Raw genomic sequence first — 1,130 nt, forward strand, 5'->3', positions numbered from 1 at the left:
GCGGGGCCGGGTGGCTTTGGCCGGGCCGGTGGGGTAGGCCACCGCCTCGGCATCGCGCGGGTAGAACGACAGGCACTGCTCGGGCCGCGGTGGGTAGGCCTTAAAGGGCAGGGGCACGCCCGCATCAAACACAAAATGAATCACCTGAATGAGGCGCACGTACTCCCGCAGCGGCGGGCTGGGCAAAAAATCCTGGAGCAGCATGGCCGGCGGGGGAGAAGCTGGCGTTGAAAAAAACGGTTGGTGTAGGGTGCGGGGCTTGCCCCCGCCCGCCAATGACCGGAGTCGTTGCACTGGGGCAAACGGCGGGCGGGGGCAAGCCCCGCACCCTACACCAACCGGAGAACTGCTCTAAATATATGATTTTCTGCAAAAAGCCGCGGCCGCCTGCCTACCCCAGCCGCGCCGCCAGCTCTGCGGGCAGCAGGCGCAGCTTGCGGATGTTGTAGTCGAAGCAGAGCATGCCGGTTTTGGCGCGGGCGATTTCCTTGCCGGCCTGATTGTGCACGTGGTACACCACGTCGAAGCCGTACTTACTGAGGTCGTTGCCGGCCATGTCGAAGCGTAGTACGTCGCCGTGAAAGGCCTCGCCCTTGTACTCCACGGCGACGTCGACCATGATGAGGCCGAGCTTGGTGATGGGGTCGTAGTCGTTGGGCACACCCACCGAGCGCAGGAAGTGCACCCGCGCCTCGTGCAGCAGCCCCAGCAGCGCATCGTTGCTCAGGTGCCCGCCGTAGTTGAGGTCGGTGATGCGCACCGGAATTTCGGTGGTGAAGGGGAAGGTGGCGGGCAGGGCTACTTTTACGCGGGGCATTTCAATGGGTGAATGAGTGAATGAGCGAATGAATCAGCAACAATCAGAAAATCCGCAGTCCTATTCATCAGATGAGCCAAAGGTAGAGCTGCGCCGCACGGCCGACGGCTCGGCTACGCTTTTCGTGCCGGCCCTGAACGAGCATTACCACTCGCAGCACGGCGCACGGCAGGAGTCGGCGCACGTGTTCATCCGGCACGGGCTGCTGCCGTTGCTGCCTGCCACCGAAGCGGGCCAGCCCCTGCGCATCCTCGAAATCGGCCTCGGCACCGGCCTCAACGCCCTGCTGACGCTGGAAGCCGCCCAGGCCGCC

At 64.2% G+C, this 1,130-nt stretch carries 1 protein-coding gene and 2 pseudogenes; 1 reads left to right on the forward strand and 2 read right to left on the reverse strand.

Annotated features, from left to right (window positions below):
* Together ACYVDE_RS23610 and ACYVDE_RS23615 are read right to left on the reverse strand one after the other, a co-directional pair.
* A pseudogene (locus ACYVDE_RS23610) lies at positions 1–204 on the reverse strand (helix-turn-helix domain-containing protein); the annotation flags it as partial.
* A 187-nt stretch (positions 205–391) separates the two neighbouring features.
* Entirely contained in the window at positions 392–817 is a 426-nt protein-coding gene (locus tag ACYVDE_RS23615) for a thioesterase family protein (RefSeq protein WP_460503972.1), read from the reverse strand.
* A gap of 28 nt (positions 818–845) precedes the next feature.
* On the opposite strand from ACYVDE_RS23615, the pseudogene ACYVDE_RS23620 reads away from it, so the two are divergent.
* Positions 846–1,130, forward strand: a pseudogene (locus tag ACYVDE_RS23620) (hypothetical protein); the annotation flags it as partial.

The organism is Hymenobacter agri (assembly GCF_054778495.1).

Bases quoted from the DNA above. Each gene is read 5' to 3' on its own strand.
- ACYVDE_RS23615 (WP_460503972.1), bottom strand. From the start codon at position 817: ATGCCCCGCGTAAAAGTAGCCCTGCCCGCCACCTTCCCCTTCACCACC.